16 protein-coding genes and 4 tRNA genes are annotated in these 21,008 nt (G+C 57.1%); 8 read left to right on the forward strand and 12 right to left on the reverse strand.

The window, feature by feature from the left end; all coding sequences use genetic code 11:
- Positions 1 to 19: 19 nt before the first annotated feature.
- The 5 genes from QP442_RS01150 to QP442_RS01170 all read right to left on the reverse strand — a co-directional run bounded on the left by QP442_RS01150 (position 20) and on the right by QP442_RS01170 (position 4,273).
- Positions 20 to 1,384, reverse strand: a complete 1,365-nt coding sequence (locus QP442_RS01150) for an MFS transporter (RefSeq protein ID WP_006680736.1) — start codon at positions 1,382 to 1,384, stop codon at positions 20 to 22.
- A gap of 218 nt (positions 1,385 to 1,602) precedes the next feature.
- Positions 1,603 to 2,394, reverse strand: coding sequence for an IspD/TarI family cytidylyltransferase (locus QP442_RS01155; RefSeq protein ID WP_006680735.1), 792 nt, complete (start codon positions 2,392 to 2,394; stop codon positions 1,603 to 1,605).
- Between the two features lie 27 nt (positions 2,395 to 2,421).
- Complete coding sequence (locus tag QP442_RS01160; RefSeq protein ID WP_103633157.1) at positions 2,422 to 2,940, reverse strand: CarD family transcriptional regulator; 519 nt, start codon at positions 2,938 to 2,940, stop codon at positions 2,422 to 2,424.
- Positions 2,941 to 3,155: 215 nt separating this feature from the next.
- Entirely contained in the window at positions 3,156 to 3,893 is a 738-nt protein-coding gene (locus QP442_RS01165; protein ID WP_006680733.1) for a phosphoglyceromutase, read from the reverse strand.
- A 53-nt stretch (positions 3,894 to 3,946) separates the two neighbouring features.
- Complete coding sequence (locus tag QP442_RS01170) at positions 3,947 to 4,273, reverse strand: histone-like nucleoid-structuring protein Lsr2 (RefSeq protein WP_006680732.1); 327 nt, start codon at positions 4,271 to 4,273, stop codon at positions 3,947 to 3,949.
- A 358-nt stretch (positions 4,274 to 4,631) separates the two neighbouring features.
- On the opposite strand from QP442_RS01170, the gene QP442_RS01175 reads away from it, so the two are divergent.
- The 3 genes from QP442_RS01175 to QP442_RS01185 all read left to right on the forward strand — a co-directional run bounded on the left by QP442_RS01175 (position 4,632) and on the right by QP442_RS01185 (position 7,195).
- The gene (locus QP442_RS01175) at positions 4,632 to 4,814 is read left to right on the forward strand and encodes an LLM class flavin-dependent oxidoreductase (protein WP_336619946.1); all 183 of its coding nucleotides are present in this window, start codon (positions 4,632 to 4,634) and stop codon (positions 4,812 to 4,814) included.
- 611 nt (positions 4,815 to 5,425) lie between these two features.
- Positions 5,426 to 5,875, forward strand: a complete 450-nt coding sequence (locus QP442_RS01180) for a MarR family winged helix-turn-helix transcriptional regulator (RefSeq protein WP_006680730.1) — start codon at positions 5,426 to 5,428, stop codon at positions 5,873 to 5,875.
- 6 nt (positions 5,876 to 5,881) lie between these two features.
- On the forward strand, positions 5,882 to 7,195 hold the full coding sequence (locus QP442_RS01185) for a chloride channel protein (protein ID WP_103633159.1): 1,314 nt from the start codon (positions 5,882 to 5,884) through the stop codon (positions 7,193 to 7,195).
- 119 nt (positions 7,196 to 7,314) lie between these two features.
- Here QP442_RS01185 and QP442_RS01190 read toward each other — a convergent pair whose 3' ends face one another.
- From QP442_RS01190 to QP442_RS01205, 4 genes are all read right to left on the reverse strand, one after another.
- Positions 7,315 to 9,480: a VaFE repeat-containing surface-anchored protein gene (locus QP442_RS01190; RefSeq protein ID WP_285069515.1), complete on the reverse strand. Its 2,166-nt coding sequence runs from the start codon at positions 9,478 to 9,480 to the stop codon at positions 7,315 to 7,317.
- A gap of 578 nt (positions 9,481 to 10,058) precedes the next feature.
- A complete protein-coding gene (locus QP442_RS01195) occupies positions 10,059 to 11,255 on the reverse strand; it encodes an NUDIX hydrolase (protein WP_181002166.1) in 1,197 nt (398 codons plus the stop codon).
- Between the two features lie 209 nt (positions 11,256 to 11,464).
- The gene (locus QP442_RS01200; protein WP_103633177.1) at positions 11,465 to 13,861 is read right to left on the reverse strand and encodes an RNA degradosome polyphosphate kinase; all 2,397 of its coding nucleotides are present in this window, start codon (positions 13,859 to 13,861) and stop codon (positions 11,465 to 11,467) included.
- A 166-nt stretch (positions 13,862 to 14,027) separates the two neighbouring features.
- The gene (locus QP442_RS01205) at positions 14,028 to 14,660 is read right to left on the reverse strand and encodes a hypothetical protein (protein ID WP_103633161.1); all 633 of its coding nucleotides are present in this window, start codon (positions 14,658 to 14,660) and stop codon (positions 14,028 to 14,030) included.
- A 79-nt stretch (positions 14,661 to 14,739) separates the two neighbouring features.
- On the opposite strand from QP442_RS01205, the gene QP442_RS01210 reads away from it, so the two are divergent.
- A tRNA-Lys gene (locus tag QP442_RS01210) sits at positions 14,740 to 14,814 on the forward strand.
- A gap of 390 nt (positions 14,815 to 15,204) precedes the next feature.
- On the opposite strand, the gene QP442_RS01215 is transcribed toward QP442_RS01210, so the two are convergent.
- The 3 genes from QP442_RS01215 to QP442_RS01225 all read right to left on the reverse strand — a co-directional run bounded on the left by QP442_RS01215 (position 15,205) and on the right by QP442_RS01225 (position 18,579).
- The gene (locus QP442_RS01215; protein WP_103633162.1) at positions 15,205 to 16,077 is read right to left on the reverse strand and encodes an EamA family transporter; all 873 of its coding nucleotides are present in this window, start codon (positions 16,075 to 16,077) and stop codon (positions 15,205 to 15,207) included.
- A 6-nt stretch (positions 16,078 to 16,083) separates the two neighbouring features.
- Positions 16,084 to 16,503, reverse strand: coding sequence for a peptide-methionine (R)-S-oxide reductase MsrB (msrB, locus tag QP442_RS01220; protein ID WP_103633163.1), 420 nt, complete (start codon positions 16,501 to 16,503; stop codon positions 16,084 to 16,086).
- 90 nt (positions 16,504 to 16,593) lie between these two features.
- Entirely contained in the window at positions 16,594 to 18,579 is a 1,986-nt protein-coding gene (locus tag QP442_RS01225; protein WP_285069516.1) for a mechanosensitive ion channel family protein, read from the reverse strand.
- A gap of 222 nt (positions 18,580 to 18,801) precedes the next feature.
- On the opposite strand from QP442_RS01225, the gene QP442_RS01230 reads away from it, so the two are divergent.
- From QP442_RS01230 to QP442_RS01245, 4 genes are all read left to right on the forward strand, one after another.
- Positions 18,802 to 18,874, forward strand: a tRNA-Glu gene (locus QP442_RS01230).
- Positions 18,875 to 18,934: 60 nt separating this feature from the next.
- Positions 18,935 to 19,008, forward strand: a tRNA-Asp gene (locus QP442_RS01235).
- Between the two features lie 27 nt (positions 19,009 to 19,035).
- Positions 19,036 to 19,111 (forward strand) — tRNA-Phe (locus tag QP442_RS01240).
- Between the two features lie 214 nt (positions 19,112 to 19,325).
- A complete protein-coding gene (locus QP442_RS01245; RefSeq protein WP_103633165.1) occupies positions 19,326 to 20,942 on the forward strand; it encodes a hypothetical protein in 1,617 nt (538 codons plus the stop codon).
- Positions 20,943 to 21,008 lie beyond the last annotated feature (66 nt).

The raw sequence follows: 21,008 nt of genomic DNA on the forward strand, positions 1-21,008 counted from the left end.
TCAGCCCGCTACTCCCCCATTACTTTTCGAGGTGCTCCAAGTGTGCCTCGTCTGCCTTGACCGGGATGGTCAGGACCAAGCCAACGGCGAGGATCAGGATGATACCGAGGATGCCCCAGTAGGTGTAGTCGCCGCCGGTGGACTGCGCCTTGCCGATCTTCAGGAAGACGCCGTACATGAACGGCGCCAGGAAAGAGACGGCGCGGCCGGTGGTCGCGTACAGGCCGAAGACTTCACCTTCACGACCTGCGGGGATGATACGGCCGAGGAACGAACGGGATGCCGACTGCGTCGGGCCGACGAAGATGCAGAGCAACAGGCCAAGGCTCCAGAAGACGATCGAGCCGTGCGCGTGGAAGAAGAAGACGCCCAGACCGAAAACGACCATCGAAGCGAGCGAGAAGATAATGACCTTTTTCGGGCCAATCTTGTCGTCGAGAGCGCCGAAGCCGATGGTAGCTAGGCCCGCCACGACGTTCGCGGCGATTGCGAAGACCATGACGTCACCGGCGGAGAAACCGAACGCGGACTTTGCCAGGATTGCACCGAAGGTGAAAACGCCTGCCAGGCCGTCGCGGAAGACGGCGGAAGCCAGCAAGAAAAACAGTGTGTGCGGCGCTTCGCGGTGCAGGCCCTTCACGGTCTGCCAGAGCATACGGTAGGAGTCGAGCAGAGATTCTTTCGAATCATCGTGGTGCAGGACCGACGGTTTCGGCGGGTGCAGCACGACCGGCAGGGCGAAGAGACCGAACCAGAGTGCCGCAATGATCATCGCGATACGAATATTCAGACCGTTGTCGGTGGACACACCCAGCAGGTTCGGACCAATCAAGCCGACGTAGAGGATGAGTAGCAGGACGATGCCACCAACGTAGCCGGCTCCCCAGCCAAGGCCGGAGATACGCCCCATGTCCTTCTTGTCAGCCAGGTGGTTGAGCATCGCATTGTAGTTCACGGACGCGAACTCGAAGAAGATGTTGCCGACGCCCAGCAGTGAAATACCGAGCCAGAGCGACGCGTTCGGCCCGATCGACGATTCGGGGGCGACGAAGAACATGGCGAGCATCGACAGGACAACCGCGCCGGTAAACCAGCCGAGCCAGACACCGCCCTTACCACGACGGTCTGCGCGCTGGCCGGTAATCGGCGCGAGAAGAGCGATGATGAGGCCCGCGACCGTCAACCCGATCGACAGGTGCGAGTTCGCGGTGCCCGCATCGGTGAACAGCCCATCGCTGGTCAGGTAGGTGGAGAAGACGAAAGTGGTGGCGACAGCGTTGAACGCTGCCGACCCCCAGTCCCACGCTGCCCATTCAATGACGGGGCGCGTCAGGATTTTCGTTTTTTCTTTTGATGCCACTGGGGTGTTCGGGGTGGATGACATTCGTTTCTCCTCGGACATACGTCCGCTGCTTTGGGCGCTGTCAGTGTTGCTGACATCTGGAACTTAACACGAAGAGGAGCGAAATTTGATTTCTTGAACGTTTCGTGGACGTGCAAGTTGGTCGCATTATCTGCCTTGTGTCCCCGTTCTAGTCCCTCATTGACGAGGCCACACCGGGCATCTTTCTTACCCCGCTGTGGCAGGCAAGCTGGCAGTTTTCAGGATTGATCGAGTAGAAGTGTTGCGAGCGCAAGGTCGAGCCGGGTTGTGACTTTCATGGAGAGAAGGTCGCCAGGGACTGTCATCACTTGGCCACCCGCGTCTTCCACAAGACCCGCGTCATCGGTCGCCGCTGTACGTTCATTTGCTCCACGAGTCCGGGCGGACTCGTGCGCTTCGCGCAAGGTGGACCACGCGAATCCTTGAGGTGTCTGCACGCTGACAAGGGCGGAACGGTCGATGGTTGCCATCACCGGGCGCAGTCCGATGCCGAGGTGTGCTGACGCGGTGGAGTCGCCAACTTGTTTGAGCGTGTCGGTCACTGGCAGAACCGGGATAACAGCGTTGTATCCCAGCGTGACGGCTGCAATGACGCGACGAATCGCGTCTGGCGGAGTCAAAGCTCGCGCGGCGTCGTGAACAAGGACGGGGGTTGAAGCGTCAAGGCACATCCCGTGGGTTTCGGTGAGGGTTTCTAACGCATCCAGTCCGAGGGCAACTGAGGCTTGACGCGATGCGGATGATCCGGCAACGACAAGAACAGGTATTGAACAGGATTCGCCCTGCTCGCTTGTAAGCGTGATACGTCCATCTGGAAAGTAAGTGGCGAAGGTATCGACCTGATCGGCGGGAGCTGTCACGACGATGCCTGCAACACCAGCTTGAGCTAGCCCGCGGGCGGATCGTTCAAGAAGAGTAGTGCCAGCAAGCTCAACAAGAGCTTTGGGACCGTCACCCCCCAAACGGGTGCCGGAGCCTGCTGCTGTCAGGACTGCAAGAGCGGTTGACATTGAGGATCCGAAGTGTGACGGGTCAGGTCACTCAGCGTCTACGGTGTCTTCAGGGGTGATACGACCTTCGGCGAGGATTTCGTCAAGGCGAGCAGCTGCCTGTTCTTCGGTGATGTTACGCGCCAACGCAAGTTCAGAGCAGAGGATCTGACGAGCCTTGGTCAGGGTACGCTTTTCACCAACGGAAAGCTTCTTCAGATCGTCGCGACGCGTCAGGTCACGAACAACTTCAGCGACCTTCACGATGTCGCCGGTTGCGATCTTCTCTTGGTTTGCCTTGAACCGGCGGGACCAGTTGGTGGGCTCTTCAACGTAGGGGGCACGAAGAACCTTCAGAACCTCTTCCAGCCCATCTTCACCGACAACTTCACGCACACCAACAAGGTCAACGTTATTTGCGGGAACCTGAATGGTCATGTCGCCCTGTTCGACGCGCAAGGTCAAGAACGTGATCTCTTCACCACGCAACGTGCGCGTAGAGATCTCTTCGATCGTGGCTGCACCGTGGTGCGGATAAACGACCGTCTGACCAATTTCGAACGTCATGAGAGCTCCCTGCAGATATGCGACTAGCGAATACAAGTCTACCATTTGCACCCGTTTCCTACCCGACTAGGCGCTGGCGGGCCGAAGCCACTCACGAGGGGCGGCACTCGGTCCACCCCCGCGATCTACTTCACATGTGGATTCAAATCAGCACAATACAAATGGGGCGAATCCACTTTCGCGGATCCGCCCCACTCGTTCAGCTATCTAGATGCTCACTTGCCCTGGTTGGCGACAGCAGCAATCTTTGCTTCTGCCTCGGGATCCAGGTAGGTGCCACCCTTCTTGATCGGCTTGAGGGTTTCCTCATCCAGCTCGTAAACAAGCGGGATACCGGTCGGGATGTTGACGCCTGCAATGTCCTCGTCGGAGATTTCGTCGAGGTGCTTGACGATGGCGCGCAGCGAGTTGCCGTGTGCGGCGATCATGACGGTCTTGCCGGTCTTGATTGCCGGGACGATGGTGCCGTCCCAGTACGGGAGCAGGCGCTCAAGGACGTCCTTCAGGCATTCGGTCATCGGGATCGGCTCGCCTGCGTAACGCGGGTCGGTGTCCTGGCTAAATTCGGAGCCAGCTTCGATTGCCGGTGGCGGAACGTCGTAGGAACGACGCCACTGCATGAACTGATCCTCGCCATATTCGTCGCGGATTTCTTTCTTGTTCTTACCCTGAAGAGCACCGTAGTGGCGCTCGTTCAGACGCCAGTTGCGCTCAACCGGGATCCAGTGACGATCGGCAGCATCGAGTGCGAGGTTCGCGGTCATGATTGCGCGGCGCAACATCGAGGTGAACAGGAGGTCCGGCAGAACGCCAGATTCCTTGAGGAACTCGCCACCGCGTGCGGCTTCGGCGCGGCCCTTTTCGGAGAGCGGCACGTCAACCCAGCCGGTGAAGAGGTTCTTTGCATTCCATTCGCTCTCGCCGTGGCGGAGCAGCACCAGTGTGTATGTCATGACGTCATTCTTCCATCTTCGAGGGGTGTTGTCATAGACCCCAAGGACCTATCTCAGGCGTGAGCCCTCTCAAACTTCGCGACGATGTCGGCGGGGATGCGCCCACGGTCGGAAACCTGGATTCCGTTTTCTGTGGCCCATGCGCGAATTTCACCTGCGCGCGACAGAGCTGCCGACGAGGCCACGCGTGAACCGCGGATTGCTCGACCACCGATACGGCGCGATGAAGAAATCCACTTTTCAAAATCAGCGGAAATTTCAGAAATGTGTTCTTCCGAGAGGTCAATTTCGTAGGTCACACCCTGGAATGAGAATGTAACGGTGTCTTTTGCAGGAGTTCCATCAATATCGTCAACGAGAACGACGTGCGTCTTCTTCATAAGGGGTCCTATTCACTCATTGATGTTCGATTGTTATTGTCCGGAGACAATCAAATTGTCTCCGGACAGAATATAAATAAGAAAGAACCGACGCAACCGTTTTTAAATAGTGAAATTGAATACTTATAAAGTAAGACTAGAAGCGAGAGTTAATTGACCAAAACTCTCCGACGCGTGAACCAAGAGGGGTGTTTTGTTCAGTGGGGTCGACCTCGTAACCCTAGAGACGAAGCGCACAGGAGAAAATCTGCCACCAACTTCAATTGAGTTGATCGTTGTACCACATTGGATCTCAGCTAAGAACAAAGAGTACCCCTGCAGTTTGGAATCATGAGCGTCGCAGACATCACCGACTCTGATTACAACCAACAACCCCACCAAAAATGTCGAAGACTACGCAATGGCGCAATACATGTCAGGTGGTCGAATTGACCTGATGATGAGTCACGGAAATACAGATTCGGTTTACCCGTGGTTCGGAAAAAATATTCGCAACGGTATTCCGTTGGCCATTGAAAACTACGCTCTTCTACGCCGTTGATGGAGCGAAGATGATGTCGATTGGCACGGTAAATTCCGTACGTACGCCTTTGCACGGTTTCACTTCCACTCCACGCCCACTGGACGGAATTGCTCCATTTGTATGGCACGGCCCTATTCGCTCCCTCGAAATTACTGTACAGGTCGCCTATTACGGTGACTGTTTCTTCCACAACAGTGTTTTCTGGTCGCCAGAACACATGGTCCCCTGTACCACGAGCACTTTGAACACTACGGTCACGGTCCTGTAAAGAAGGCAATTGTCGGTCTGGGTGGTCAAGTCTTCATGGCACGCAAGTCGCAGGATGCGGTTCGTCCTCATTCACGCTGGAATGTCGGAGGAGTCTTCGACAGCGAAACGTGCCGATCGGATTGAGCGAGGCGTACGTGATCTTTTTGGACGTTTGGCACTTTCTGTTCACACTTCACATGACGAACCGTGAGATTCCGCCGTTTCTCAGCCAGAGAATGATTCACCTATACTCGATAACTTTTCTGAATCGGATATAGTTGAGACCTTGCGTCTCAGGTGGCCACGGACGCTGCCTCAGACCAAGAAGCCTCGCATTGGCCTGGGTTTGCTGACTTTGAAACGCCACTGAAGGGATGATCATGAGACGCGATGCTCGCGGACGCGCGTGGGAAACGTATTTCGTGACCACGGCACGTCTGACGAACGCTATCGAAGCCGCGCTGAAGGCGGAGTGCCACGTGACTCAGCCCGAATATAACGTGCTCCTTCAGGTGGCACGAGCTGGCGATGAAGGCATTCGCCCCTCCGCTTTGGCTCATGAGGTTGTATTCAGCCCCTCCCGCCTGACACACACTGTAAATCGGCTTGTCTCTCGCGGATACGTGGAGCGCACGACGTGCGTGGGTGACGGACGTGGTGGCCTGATTCTAATGACGGATGCTGGCAAGAAGTTCTTCGAAAAGGCTGCTGACGTGCACCGTGAGGTCGTTCGAGAGATCGTACTGAACGACCTGAGCGTAGAAGAGATCACCGTGCTCAACGAAGTGTTTGGTCGCATCGCTCGACGCATCGACGACCATATGGCCTGACCCGCTGTGCCTTCCAACCGCTTGCCTACCCTGCCCTATTGGGTTCGCTATATCAGCGCGACCCTTGCGACGGGGGTTACCGCCGGAATTGTTGGCTGGCTGTGTACTCGCCTTCTGCATGGAGTCGAGGCAGTGGTGTGGAATCATCACTCGGGCACATTCCTTGATTCTGTTTCTACCTCCGTTTCATGGCATCGCCCCTTGATCCTGCTTGTTGCTGGCGTGTTAGGGGCTATTTCGTGGACTGTGATGTTCCAGAAGAATCCTCAGCTGACCAGCGTGAAGGCTGGGGTTGAGGGAGAGACGCTACCTCCGCTTCGAACCATCTGGCATGCGCTGACGCAGATTGTCTTGGTTGGCATGGGAGCTTCGATTGGCCGTGAAGTGGCTCCTCGTGAAGTGAGCGCCTCGCTCTCTTCCTGGCTATCTTCGCACTGCGGGTTGTCCGCCGAGGATCGCAGAATTATTGTCGCGTGTGGTGCGGGTGCCGGCTTGTCGGCTGTGTATTCGATTCCTATTTCCGGCGCTGTTTATGCTCTTGAAATTCTGCTTTTGTCCAAGCGCCCGAAGGCGGTTGCGACCGCTTCTTTTATTGCTGTTCTTTCCGTATTGGTGTCTACCGGCTGGCATCGACCTGCACCCTTTTATTCGGTTGAGCCTTTGAAGACGTCGTGGGGTCTTGTCGTCTGGGCGCTGATCATGGGACCCATTTTGGGTGCGCTGGGCGAATTGTTCCGAACGTGGGTTAACCGGTGCGAACAGGCTAAGCCCCGATCTGCTCACCTTCTTTGGTCACTTCCGCTGGCGTTCGTCATTGTTGGTCTTATTGCGATAGTGATTCCTTCGGTGCTCGGCAATGGGCAGGCGAGTGCTCAGACGCAGTTTGATGCTCGCTGGCTAGCTGGCGCTGGTTTGATCACGGCACTATTGGTCCTTGTGGCGAAGACGTTCACGACTCTTGTGACGATTCGTGCTGGGGCATGGGGTGGAACGCTGACTCCTGGAGTCGCCTTGGGTGCCGGTATTGGCGCGGTGACTGGTTTGGTGTGGCAACAGGTTGTTCCCAGCGTATCGGTGGCTGCATGTGCGTTTATTGGCGCTGCGATTTTCTTGGGTTCGTCGATGGCGGCTCCGTTAACCGGTTTGACTCTGGTTTTCGAGTTCACCGGTTTTGCAGGTCTTCCCATTGTTGGTTCTACTGGAATCGCGTTGGTTGGTTCGGTGTTGATGACCGCGTGGATCCGCAAGAGGCGCGAGGCTCGCAGGCTTGCCGAAGTCCACGCAACCGTGTCGATTCCACCTCTTCCTTCTTCTGATTGACGAGGCCGCGCACCTCAAACATCGCTTGGCGTTCTTAGTGCGCGACCTCGTAGCAATCTTTTTCACCCTTGGTCGAAGCACCCCGGCGGGCACTCCCCCTGTTGGGGCGTAGATTGCTTTTAAGAGCGACGATGGAGTGCAATAGCTCCGACGCCCATCAGTGCAAAGAGTGTGGCACCTGCAAGGAATAAGAGTGTTTGGGCACCGGTTTTCGCAAGGTGTTCTTCGGGCGGGGTGGGAGTCTTTTCAAAGAGCACTGTCTGGTCTTCGTCGTTGATGTCAGTGTGGACAGCGATGGTTTGTCCGTCGTGTTCGAGGCGTTCGAACACGACGGTGGTCTTGCCGACCACCATGGAGCCGTCGATGGTGAAATCAACGTTTTCGCACCCATCAGCCTGCCCTGGGGTGAACGTCTTGGAAGCGGTCACAGGCTTGCCCTCAACCATCAGCGGCCCACCAGTAGCCTTATCCATCAACGTGCCCGACAGGGCGTATTCCCTGCCCTGTTTCAGGTTCGTGTAGCACACCTTGTCCGTGATCGTCACCAGGCCCGAAGAAGCGAGAGTCTTATCGCCGTCCACCTTGTCGGTCGCGGTGGTCTTCAACGTCGGCGGATTAGCCTCAACAACATACTGCTCGCTCTTATCAGTAACAGAGGTCGTAAAAGGAGCAACACGATCATCACCAGCAAACGAGGTGACAAACACGTACGTACCCGGCTCACCGTCTTTCATCTTGAACCCGGTTGACCCAACAGAGGGCTTAAAACCATGTGAAGCATCAACCTGCACTTCACTGATCGTCTCACCGGCCGCAACGTTTTCGTCAGTGACCGCTTCGCCTTCAGGGAAAAACACAAGCTTCTGCGTAAACGTCAGCTCGTCACCCTTAAACCCAGCCTTACCAGTGAAGTTCGGGTGAGACTCAGGCATTTCGGTGACGAACATGTCGTCGACAAGGTACGAGCCCGACTTGGTGGTACGAACCGACAAACTCGTATCCACATTCGCCTTGAAACGATATGACAGGGTTTCATCACCCAACCCGAACTGGTCGTGCCAGTCGGCGTGCACCAATTCCTTAATGTCAATCGCCGGATCACCAATCGTGCCAGGCTGAGCATCCTTGACAACCTTCCACACCCACGTGTAAAACCCAGGGGCTAAGCCTGCCACATCAACATTGACACTATGCTCACCAGGACCGGTAGCAGTAAACGACGCAGTCGCAACCACATGAGCATCTGCGGGAACCTCATCACGGGGGTCTACCGGCTCTTCGCCCAACGCATAGGCAGTGCCCTCATACACAACCGGAACCGGCTTGCCATCAATTTCCAGCCACTTACCATCACCATAATTCGGGTCAGCACTGGCAGTGATCGTGTCCGACAACGTCTGAGAATCAATCACCTTAGACGAACCCACATTGGACGTAGCAATCGGCTGAAAATCAAAAATCACCTCAAACGACGGACCCGCAACCGTCTCAGAACGCAGGCTTGAACTGTCGAACCAGATCACATCCTGGCGCACCCCCCTAGAAGAGGCATATCCCAAAGCAGAGTATCCAAGATTGTCATACTTAATACTCGAGTGAACCGTGCCGTTCGCTGTTGAACGCCATTGAATACCATCAATACGCGATGCGGTAGTTGTTCCCGTATAGGTGTTCGTCCCAGTCGCTTCGAAGACAGCCGGACCGTTCAAAGTGATAGTGAATGGTTTGCCCGCGATCAGAGTTCCATCAGCATTAGTAACACCAATGCCGTCAATAGTGCCAAAGCGCATACGCTCACCCGTCACCGTACCAGGTTTCCACCCAACAACACCGACCGCTTTTGCTTCAGCAACCATCTGACGAGCACGAGACTGAATGCTTTCGGGAACGGAAGCAAGAAGCGTATTCACATTCGCCTGAGCACGACGCGAGTTCTCAAAATTCACGTGAGCAAGAAAAGCAGTCGCAGCCGCATCAACATCGGTATTCGAAAACTCAAGCGAAGTAGGCGTATACCACTTCATGATGTACGCCATCTGCGCAATATCAACACTCAAATCAGCCGGACGAGACAAAGAAGGTTGAACCGTCAACTGACCGGGTGTCACGACCACCTCTGCTGCAGGATTGACTGCGTCAGCCTGAATACACAAACCAGGAACCGGCTGACCACTATAGGGAATCCACGTCCCCAACCAGCCAGACAATCCAGCAATCGGCACACCACGAACCCACGAACCCGCAGCAACAGAAGCAGGAGCCAAAGCAGTCAACGAGGCACACACAACCACCATCGTTACAAGAGAGGCTAAGATAGACCTCAGCCGTGAGTAGTGTGCCACCCTAGGCACAGAAGAATCCACCATCATCAAATTCCTTTCAACTGATGGGAATACATATGGAACCCACCAACTTGGCGATCAGCTTTGCGAGAAGTGGGTTTCACGACGACGCCTGTCGTTGCCATCAGTGTTCCGCTCGGCGCACGTGGGTGCGAGTGGACTGAAAAGAAATTGTGGATAAAAAAATGAGAACCTCACGCTTGTTGATAAGTGGGTGCTTCTGCACCTAGAAAGACGCAATTGACGGTAATCCCTGCTTCCAGTCGACTCTCGGAAACAGATCGAGTCTTTTCTTACAACGAATGCCGGTGTCATGGGTTCAACGCTCACTGCAACGAACCTGTTTACTCACCGTGGTTTCGACTACGTTTCGCGTAAGTCGAACGTCAAACGACTGTTGCTGAACAACTCAATAACAATCCGAGCAGTCTTGAACGACGGCACCTATCGGAGAAAATCAGACCCAAGCATCCGAGAACAGCAATCCGACCCAAAAACGCGCTGAACGAAGTTGGCCGCCCCTAGAGCCCCAGAAGATCCTTCGTACGCGTACCATGCGTCTCGATAGCATCCACTTCAGGACGACCCGACGCATGCGAAATATGCACAACCAGCATCTGCGCGGTTGTCAGCCACGGACTCTCAGAAGGCAACAAGCGCAACAAAGTCGAAGGCGTGACCGCACGGATCGGATCCAACAGCGCCGGAATTGTCGGTCGATGCGCGCACACAACAACCGCGTTCGTCTGGCGCACACACTGCGCAACAACCGCCGAAGCCGACGCGGGATCAGCCGCAACCGCAGCTTCCGTGAGCTCGTCGCGAACCTCAACCCGGCCTCCGCCGACGCTCGCCCACGGGCCAAGCGTCTGCTGACAACGAATCCACGACGACGACACGGCGCGCTCAATCCCAAACGCACTGAGAACATCAACCAAGCCCATCGCCTGTCGCACACCCAAGCGCGTCAACGGGCGCGAGGCCTCATCGCCTGCCCACTGAGTACGCGACACCGCTTTCGCATGGCGAACGAGGCCCAACGTGACGGTAACAAGCCTGCCTTCTTCCGCTCGCGCAACGAGCTCTTGGAGTAATCGCCGGTCACCTCGGCGGGTGAGCATCTGCTCGGCTTGATCGGGTGACACCCAGCGTGTCTCATCAATTTCGCTGGCCGGAGCTGGCTTCACGGGAGTGCGAACGCGAGAAATAGCAGAGGGCTGCGACAGCTGTACAGGCGAAACGACTGGCTGTTTGTCCGCGGGTTCGGGCATGTGAGTAGGCACAGGAGCCGGTTTGAGAGCCTGCCCCTTCTTGCGGTTCGCAAAAATAGCCGGAGAAATACGAACTTTCACCGGTGTAGACACTGGCGCAGAAATCGGCGTAGCAGTCGCCATAGGGGCGATCGTTGACGTGTCAAGACCGGTGCGACGGTCATCGTCGGCCAGCGTGCCCACCCAGTAGCGAACTTCCTTCGTCTGCCCGGAGCCAAGCCGGTAGCGCTGAGTTGTCAGCGGAGCACCCAAAATAACGGAGGCGCCAGTTTCTTCTTCGACCTCGCGGATGGCGGCGCAGATGATCGGTTCGTTCGCTTCCGATTTACCTTTCGGCCACGACCAGTCCTTGTAACGAGGACGGTGAACCATGAGGACTTCAATGTCCTCGGGCACAATCACCTGCCCGGGAACGCCCCGGCGCTCGGGATCAACGAAACGCCACACTAAAGCTCCCGCAGCGCGCACAAGGCGCGTCGGGACTGGAGCCGGGCGAATCGAACGAGACACCCCCTTAGCCTACCGGCACGGCGCCCCACCCGCTGAATCAACGGAGATCACACAGCAGTTGCGCGCCCGCCAAGCGACCACGCCGAGTTGCTGGCTCAACTTCAGGGCGCGATCCTCGTCGAGCGAACCCGCGCCACCCCCTTGCGTTACCGCCCGATCACGCGCGACGAGGCCGCCTCCATCAGCTCAACTTGCAGATCAACAAGGGGCGAGCCGTCTTTGTTCACCTGATGACGCTTCCAGTTTCCGCTCTTCTTCAGCGCCCACGATGAGGTCTTCGATGAAACGCCGCGCCTAATCAGGTTTGCGAGATACTCAACCTGGTCGGGGTCGCTCATGCGAACCAATGCTTCAACGCGACGATCCAGGTTGCGGTGCATCAGATCGGCAGAGCCAATCCACACTTCTTCCTCACCGGGCACCCCGAACGCGTAAATACGCGAGTGCTCCAGGTAGCGACCAAGGATCGAGCGGACGCGTATGTTTTCAGACAAGCCGGGAACTCCGGCACGGATCGCGCAGATGCCTCGAACTTGAACGTCGACTTTCACTCCGGCCTGTGAAGCGCGATAGAGGGCGTCAATCACGGCCTCGTCGACCACGGAATTCACCTTGATACCAATCCACGCTTCGCCACCAGCCTTCTTGCGCGCGATCTGGGTGTTGATGCGTTCAATGAGCCCATCGCGAATCGACAGCGGAGCAACCAGCAGTCGGTGGAACGTCGAACGAGGCGCATACCCGGACAATTGGTTGAATAGGCGGGTCAGGTCCTGAGCGACCTCACGATCGCAGGTAAGCAGGCCAAGGTCCTCATAGCCACGCGCGGTCTTTGGATGGTAGTTACCCGTACCCACGTGGCAGTAGCGACGCAGACCGTCGGCTTCTTGGCGGACGGCCAAGGAGAGCTTGCAGTGCGTTTTCAAGCCGACCATGCCGTACACGACATGGACGCCCGCACGCTCCAGTTTTCGCGCCCAGCCGATATTCGCTTCCTCGTCGAAACGGGCTTTGATCTCAACAATTGCAACGACCTGCTTGCCGGATTGCGCTGCTTCAATCATCGCCGACACGATCGGCGAATCACCGCTGGTGCGATACAGCGTCTGCTTCATTGCCAGCACGTTCGGATCACGGGCAGCCTGGGTGATGAACGCCTGCACCGACGTCGCAAACGAATCGTAAGGATGATGTAGCAAAACATCATGCGAGCGGATCTGAGCGAAAATATCACCCGCACGCGCCGACTCGAACTCCGCCAAGCCAGCGGCAGTCACCGGCACGTACTTCGCGTACTTCAAGTCCGTTAGATCCAGATCATGCAATTCGTTGCAGAGCGTCAAGTCCAGCGGAGCCGGAACGCTGACCACGTCAGCCGGCGAAATCTCAAGCTTTTCGATCAGGAAGTCACGGACGAACGATGAAATCGTATCCTCAACTTCAAGGCGTACAACCGGGCCAAACTTACGGCGCAGAAGCTCTTCCTCCATCGCCGTCAGCAGATTTTCAGCATCGTCCTCTTCGACCTCAAGATCTTCGTTACGCGTCACTCGGAACCCGTGAGCTTCAACGATTTCAACACCGGGGAACAGGTGCTCAAGGTGCGCGCGCACCACGTCTTCGAGCGTGATGAACGTCGTGCCTTCATCAGTCGCCACATACGATTCCGCAGGCCCACCCCCGATCACAGAATCCACGTTGATCAGGCGCGGAAGCGACTGGGGAACCTTCACGCGCGCGAAGTGCAGTTTGCCTGTCAGCGGATTGCGGACAACAACCGCGAGGTTCAAAGACAGGCCGGAAATGTAAGGGAACGGGTGTGACGGATCAACCGCCAACGGGGTCAGAACAGGGAAAATCTGACGACGGAAGTAGCGGGTGAGTTGAGCACGCTGATCTTCAGACACATCATCCCATCGAGCCAAACGAATCCCCTGCTCAGCAAGTGCCGGCAGAATATCGTCCTGGAATGCACGCGCCTGACGCGCAGTCAACTCCTGCGTACGCGCCTGAATTCCCTCAAGCACCTGACGCGGTTCCAACTCAGACGCGCCCTTCTTCGCGATCCCCGCGGCGATGCGACGCTTCAAACCGGCAACGCGCACCATGTAGAACTCGTCCAAGTTCGACGAGAAAATCGCAGTAAACCAGGCACGTTCTAGCAGTGGCAACGTTGGATCTTCCGACTGTTCCAAGACACGCTGGTTAAACGCCATCCACGAGATCTCACGATCCGCGAAACGCCCCTTCGGCAGTGGCTTGTTCTCTCCGATTGGCGCAGACATATCAACGTCAGTCGTCAAAGCGGGGAGCAAAATACGAGGCGTGGCCACATCGTCGTCATACTCAGAATCCTCATGTTCAACGCCCACAAGCCCGCCAGCCTGCGACGGAGGCACAAACATCTCTGTTGCCCGAGCGGTCTGAACACCATTGGTCATCTGAGTCGTGTCCGCGTTCTGCGCATCATCGCGCTCGTCGGGCATGACCGGTCCCGGCCACGAGTCGTCGGGCGCAGAGAATGTGGGTTCGTCGTTCGACATGGGGGCCTCTTCAAGCATCGTTGCTTTATGCGCGTTGGCGCATTGAACTGCCTTCTATGGTGTCATTGAGCGGGCGTTTTCGCACGCCAAAAGGGCTTCAACGCACCAAAGAATCACAACGTGCGGGCATTGTGCTCTTGCAGTGCCCTCGTACCCCGCCGACTCACTATTCGAGCGCACCAACATGCGCCTCACGCGCACTGACGGACAGCTCTTCCGCCGTCTTCAAAAGCGCCTTCGCACGCGTCGAAACCGGGTAGGCCAGCGGATCATTCGGATCCGTGATCCACGAACCGCCACCACCGAAACCAGCAGCCAGCACTCGCATCGCATTCGACGCGTCCGTGATGACATCTTCCAGATCATCGTCCGTCAGCTCGCCGGTCAGCAGTCGTGCGACATCCGCCATCACGTCCGCCAACTCCGGCAAGTTCAGAGGGTGTTCCAGTCCCGGAACAATATCGGCGTGCGCCCCGTCCACGTATCGCTCATCAACGAGGCCGGGCTCGCGTTCATACCACTCGAGTAGGAGATAGAGTCGCCACAAAGCACCCGGCAGAGTGTACTCCGGGCTACGCGACCAGAGGTGTGCCACCTGGTCCACGCCCAGGTTCCGGACAAGAGCCCGAAGACGAAGCGTGGCCTCGCGGTCAAAATCCTCATCGCCCACGCCCATCAGCGCCCACGCACTCGAATGCGCCAAGCCGGAACTTGCCGCCGTGTCCTCGTCGCCGACGATTGACTCCGCCTTCGTTGGCGTCAACATGGCGGGGCGACGCGGTGAACACGATTTAACCATTAGAAGAATCCTTATTACAATAGAGACGGATCTTTACGATCTTGGGCGGTTCACGCGCTTTGGCGCGACCGAAACCGCTGGGCCTATAGCTCAATGGTAGAGCAGCGGACTTTTAATCCGTGGGTTGGGGGTTCGAGTCCCCCTGGGCCTACCACCACTTGCTTCGTCGGCTTTTCAAATGCCACTTCACCTGCATGGTTGCAGATCAGTGTGCGCACCTGCCTTCCGCATAGCTCACCCCTTAGCCTTCCACATTGGGGGTCTACCAAGATTCTTAGAATCCGACCCTTCGTCGGCTTCTCCGCATTCTCCTCATAGAGATGACTCGTCGCATCAAGGGGCGCAGAAACGCCATGGCGACGGCACTCCAATTGCGTGACGCCAACTCGCTCATCGGACTTCGGACGTAGCTGGGCGCGCCCTGCGACGCACTGGTTCAAAGAAGAAAAATCCCCCGCCGAAATTCGGACCCAAGCCCATCACAAAGCAACCCGCGTGCACGTCAGCCAGAACCGGGAACCGTAAGTCCGGCCAGAACTACGCTTCAGCGCTGGAAGCGCGGGGACGATGCAATCCAGACTGCAATGGAAATCAGCACGAGTCCCCCCAGCTCACCCAGCGTTGGGAGCTGACGGAGCATCACCGCACCCACAATCGTCGACGTTGCCGGAAGCATCGCCGTAAACAGGGCAAAGGTTGCTGCGCTGACACGCGACATCGCCAAAGCTTCTAAACTAAACGGAATTACCGTCGACAGCACACCCACCACGACGAGCGCCCCGAACAAGTGCGCAGACGTAAAACCTCCGACGCCACCGGGAGCCAACACAACCGAACTGAACAGCGCACTCCAACCGAGCGACGCTGCCAGATTCGATACCGCCGACCGTTTCGACGCAAGCTTCTGACCGACCATGATGTAGCCAGCCCACGCAGTCGCCGCCAACAGAATCCAGACAATACCAGCCTTCACGCCGGGCGCATCAAGGTCCAACCCAAGCCCAGAGATCGACACAACCCCAGCAAACGCAAGGAGGGCGGCGATGCGTGGCGCTGGGCCTCGTCCCCTAAAAATCGCAACCAGAACGGGGCCCAAGAATTCCAACGACACGGCCGCACCAAGCGGGAGGCGAGCGATGGCTTCGTAGAAGGTGGAGTTCATCGAAATGATGAACACACCGAAAACCATGGACGTCACAAGATCTTTGCGACTCCACTTTTCACGCCACGGGCGACGCCACGCGAGCAGGATGCTCGCGGCGACTAAAACTCGCCACCATGCGACCGAAGCAGGCGACATCTGTGCAAACAGGCCGATTGCAATAGCTGCGCCAACGTACTGGATCAGCGCCGAACCGACGATGAAAAACTGAGCGGGAACCCTGTCCAGCCCCGACTGTGAAGGAAGCGATGGCACCGCGCATCATCCGCCCGCGGGCAGGAAAGTGAGCGCTGCAGAGTTCATGCAGTAGCGGTTGCCCGTCGGCTGATTCGGCGCATCCGGGAACACGTGACCGAGGTGCGAACCGCAGTTCGAGCAACGAACCTCGGTACGGACCATGCCGTGCGAGCGGTCTTCAATCTCGGTCGTCGACGCGTCTTTCGCCTGATAGAAGCTCGGCCAACCGCAGTGCGATTCGAACTTGGTGCTCGCATCGAACAGCTGGGCACCACACGCCGCGCAGTGATACGCGCCGTCACGAGTTTCCCCCAGCAACTCTCCCGTGAAGGGGCGTTCGGTCCCCGCCTCGCGTAGCACGTGGTATTGCATCGGCGTCAAGATACGCTTCCACTGCGCATCGGTCATGTTCGCTGCATCGTTCAAGCTTGGAAAATCAGTCATACACCTATTGTCGCCCTTGAGGGACGAGGTCGCGATTCGCGATTAACCTTCGGACTTACCTTCACGCGGGTAGATGACACCCAGAGCGAATCAGAGGTGCTGGATCTTCGTTTCCGTCAGATCTTCGTCATGACCGTCGCCAGATTCTTCGCCATCACACACGATGGCCGGGAAGGATCCGGTGGCGTTCATTGCTTCTTGCTCGCGTGTTTCCTGTTCGCGCTCGCGACGTTGACGCGTCGCTTCACGTTCCGCGAGCGCGTCTTCACCCGGGCCGGCGAAGATCGCGGATCGTTCTTCAGCGTCAGGTGAACCGGAGAACAAGCGTTCGCCCTTGCCACTGGTTGTCAGGGTCATTGTTATGGCGTCCGGTTCTTTACTCTGCGAAGAAGTCTTTTCGCTCTGCTCGCTCTGCGAAAACGAGGTGGCTTGCTCTAAGGCGCTAGCCGACCCATTTTTTTCACTGAGCTCGTGGGCGCTGATAGCCCCCGTGGCCATTACGCCCTGTGTTCCAGACACTGGCGATGAAGATTCTTCGGTACCCGGTTGAACACCCTTCGCAACAGCTTCGAGCACCTTCTGTAGCGTCCCGCGAGTCATCACCTGAGTCGACGAATCGTCGCTCGGAGAGGCCTCTCCGCGATCGCCCGCTTCAGCCAAGTCGCGTATACGATCCGCCATTGCACGTCGACGCGCACGCTTTGCTTTACGGCGTGCCGCGACCATACGAGCAGCGTGCTCCGCATCGATGCCTGCATCCTCACCTTCAAGGGCGTGACGCGCATCTTCGATCGCCGTATTACCAGACTCTTGACCCAGCGGAACCGAGGTGTCTCCGGCGATCGAGCGCAATTCAGCAGCGAACGCTGCAACCTGCGCGCGAGAGGTGTCATGCGCAACCGGTGTTCCCTGGTAGGTCTGAATGCGCGTCGACGGCCGAGTCCACGGTTCTTCGGCAACAATCCATTCGATCAAGCGTTCTCGCAAGTGGCAACGCAGATCCCACAGGTTTCCAGAGTTCGCGGCGGACACCAGAATTCGGATCGTGACCGTCGAGGTATCGGATGCCGTCATCTGAACGTTCCACGTACGCCCGTCCCACAGATCCGTCGAGGTCAGGATCTGCTCCACCTTCTGGCGAATCAGCGCCATCGGAGCAGACCAGTCCAGCTGGACTTCGACCGTTCCCAGCTGAGCGGCAGCCCGTCGTGTCCAGTTCTCGAAGGTTGTTGAGGTGAAGTAGGTCGAAGGAATAATCAGGCGTCGCTCATCCCACACTCGGACAACCACGTACGAGAGCGTGATTTCTTCAATCGCACCCGACTCTCCCTTCGCGTTCGCTACAACAACGTCGCCTACGCGGATCGCGTCCGTGAAAGCAAGCTGAATTCCAGCGAATACGTTGCCTAAGGTTTGTTGCGCGGCAAGACCTGCGATCACGGAGATCAAACCTGCGGATGCAAGTAGGGTTCCCATCGCCTGGCGCGCGGCCGCGAACGTCCCCAGAATGACGCAGATACCGACAATCACAACGAGAACCTGCGTCAAACGTCGTAGCACCTGGGCTTGGGTTGCAAAGCGCCTCGAACGCCCTTGATCCGCACGGTTACGCAGACGCGCCGCGTCTTCAAAAACCCACGCTGCCGAATACAGAATCCACGTCATCGCAACAATCGCCAGTATCAGCAGACCGTGAAGGGCGCTGGAGACTAGGGCCCCGTTCGACCATTTTGTCAGATCTGCTTCTTGCAGGCGCCAATTCAGTCCAATCCACGCGCCCCAGACCATCGCTGTGACATACAGGGGTGTGTGAACGCGCTTCACCAGCGCGGCTCCCACAGGCCAACGACGGAAGGTTCGACCGACAAGTGCGGAAACAAACGCGGCAACGACGAAACCGATCACCGCTGCCACTGCTGCGCTGAGCAGCAGTGAAGCAATATCAATGGCATTGCTCACCGCGACTTCCGCAACGCCCGACTGGGTGCCATCAGATTGCGCATCAGCTTCCGTGGCTATATACGAGGCCCCCCAGAGGGTCAGCATGTGCGAAGAAAACAGAGTCGGCAAAGTCATAGTCCAAGCCTAGGGGGTGATTCTTCAGATTGCTGAAGACGCACGGGCTTAGACGCGGACACCGAAAGCCTCAAATCGGAGAGAAACAATATGGAGTTTTCAGCGAATTTTAGCCATTTTTATTAACTGTGAGTCGGTTCACCATGATTCCGTTTTGCATTCCACCCCATTTTACACATATGCTTTTCCTCGTCTTCGGACGCCACTGTGGTGGCCGAAAAGGCCCCCATCGTCTAGCGGCCTAGGACACCGCCCTTTCACGGCGGCGACACGGGTTCAAATCCCGTTGGGGGTACTCTCTGACGGCACTCGTGCTGAACAGTGAAAATAACTCAATAGGTCTTACCTGTTGTAAGGCCCCGTAGCGCAGTTGGTTAGCGCGCCGCCCTGTCACGGCGGAGGTCGCGGGTTCAAGTCCCGTCGGGGTCGCCGACCAGACCTGCCGGTCCGGTTACTGGCTCTGTAGCTCAGTTGGTAGAGCGTTCGACTGAAAATCGAAAGGTCACCGGATCGACGCCGGTCGGAGCCACCAGATCCCCCGAAAGTTCACAAACTTTCGGGGTTTTTGTTTATCCCGAGCCCCGCTCCCGTTTTCATATGCACGAGGTCACTGGTTGCGTTTCCTTCATGCATCGCAGGAAATGAGGGCTATTCGCGTCTTCGGGCTCGTACGCGCCTCCCACTATAGGGGTCATGCTGATCCAACAAACGCACGGCAACGTGCCTCAATCTGAGACAATGCTGATATGACAAAGGACATCGACGCACACGGTCGCAAACCTTGGTTCAAGAGCGCTAAGTCTCATCATGCGCCAGGGCCAGGCGAAACTGTGACCGTCTTCTTGCGTGACGTGACGGCGAAGTCTGATCAGGGGATTCGCCTGCTCAACGGTGTTTCTTTGGGGTTCCGTTCGGCTTCACTGACTGCGATTTATGATCCGACGGGTAAGCGTGCGCGGGCTCTTTTTGATGTGATTGCGTCGTTTTCCCAGCCTGATTCTGGGGCCGTTTTTGTGCGTAGCCGACACGCGAATCGGCCTGGTCGTAACGCCTCAGTTGCTCTGATTACCGCGTCTTCGCCGTTGAACCTGTCGTTGACTGTCCGCCAGAACCTTGTGGCTCCTCTTGCTCTGACCGGGGTGAGCGCGCGGGCGTCGACGTTCCATTCGATTACTCAGATTCTGGGGTTGAAGGATCTGTTGGATACGCCGACGTCTTCGTTGAAGAAAATTGACCTGTATGCCCTTCTTCTGGCGCAGGCTGCTATCGCTGGTGGCGACATTATTCTGGCGGATGACCCGACGTTCCTTCCGGCTCCGCTCAGGCTTGAGGCGATCGACTTGTTGAGCCGTCTCACGCAGTTCGATGCGACCGTCATCTGTGCGACGGCTGATGCGCAGGTCGCGGCCTCGTGCAAACGTGCTGTACTGCTGGCCAACTCGGTGTTGAGCGCGGACCTTATTCACCCGACGCTTCAGGCGATTAAGCAGGCTCAGAGCGAGGATGTTGATAACCCCGCAACCTACTTAGGTCCGATTCCTTCGGCTCTACCTGCGACTTCAGTTTCGGCAACGTCGGCTTCTCCGTCAGTTTCGTCTTCTCTGCCCATTTCACTTTCTGGGGACGAGGCCGGGGCTTCCACTCTGGATCAGGATTCTTCATCGCAGACCCAGGACAGCGAACCGCTAGCTGATGGTGATCATGATGTACAGATTGCGATTCAGTGGAGGCCTTTGACGGAACACGCCACCGAAGAGGCTCAGACGAACACGAGCGATGATTCTGCGGAGCTGAGCGAAGACGTTGAGCCTGAGGATTCGAATACTGTTTCTGATGAACTTCCCGATTCGGAAGAACTGGAGCTCGAGGAGGAAACAGATGACGCAGACGCCACCGATTCTGACGAGCCCGCTGCGGAACCGCGATACTCCGGTTTCACGAGGCTGACACCTTTCACCAGCGAGGTTGTTCGGACTCCTTCGCACGCTGAAGAAGCCGGCGATCTGGAGATTACTCCCGAAGATGATTCAACGGATGTCGATGTGTCTGTACCCCTCAACGAAAGCGAGGATGCGCCGGAGGAAAACGACACTCCGATAGCAGACGAAGATGCCGACTCAACGCATCCGGTCGATCTGCCCCGCCGGGATGAAGAACCCGATCCGATCACTCAAGCGATTCGTTTGCTCGCATCGCCGAACGGCCGAGAAGCCCTTGCCGAAGCCGCACATTCACATGCTGGCCAAGCCTCGTATCCATCGAACGGAACGGGACATAACGCACCCACGCCCCAACAGGCAGAAGTCATCGACAAAGCGCGCAAGATCTTGGACGAGCTCCCCGGTTCGGTGATCCCGGAATAGGCTCCGATCTGCGCGGTCACCACATACGACTGCAGGGGCGCGCAGAACGTGAGAAACTGGAGTAAA

Source organism: Pauljensenia sp. UMB1177 (assembly GCF_030217965.1).
Classification (GTDB): domain Bacteria; phylum Actinomycetota; class Actinomycetes; order Actinomycetales; family Actinomycetaceae; genus Pauljensenia; species Pauljensenia turicensis_A.